This window comes from Undibacterium sp. RuTC16W (assembly GCF_049339445.1).
Taxonomy (GTDB): domain Bacteria; phylum Pseudomonadota; class Gammaproteobacteria; order Burkholderiales; family Burkholderiaceae_D; genus Undibacterium.
In genome coordinates, this window is sequence record NZ_JBMPPE010000052.1 from 1 (window position 1) to 405 (window position 405).

Here is a 405-nt window from a genome sequence, read left to right on the forward strand (position 1 = left end):
GTCCCTGATGGGCGCAGCCACCCTCATCATTTTCATCGCGGTGATCCACCGCTACCTGGCCGGCTTGCCGATACCGGGCGTACAAGACTTCCTGATCCAGATCAACACCAGCTGGGCGCAGGAGCTGTGCATCTATATGTTCGTCTGGATGGCCAAGTTTGGCGCCGCGTATGGCGTGCGTACCGGCATCCACGTGGGCGTCGACGTCGTCATCAACCGCCTGAACACGCCATGGCGCAACAAGTTCATCATCTTTGGCCTGCTGGCTGGCGCCGTGTTTACCGGCATCGTGGGCACCCTGGGCGCCAGCTTCGTCTGGTCCATCGGCCACACGGAACAAACCTCGGCTGACCTGGAAGTGCCGATGTGGATCGTCTACCTGGCCGTACCGCTGGGCTCCTACCT

Annotated in this window: 1 protein-coding gene; it reads left to right on the forward strand. The window is 61.5% G+C overall.

Annotated features, from left to right (window positions below):
- Positions 1–405 (forward strand): TRAP transporter small permease (locus ACO0K4_RS19495; RefSeq protein WP_422958335.1); only part of this gene is annotated, 405 nt, incomplete at both ends.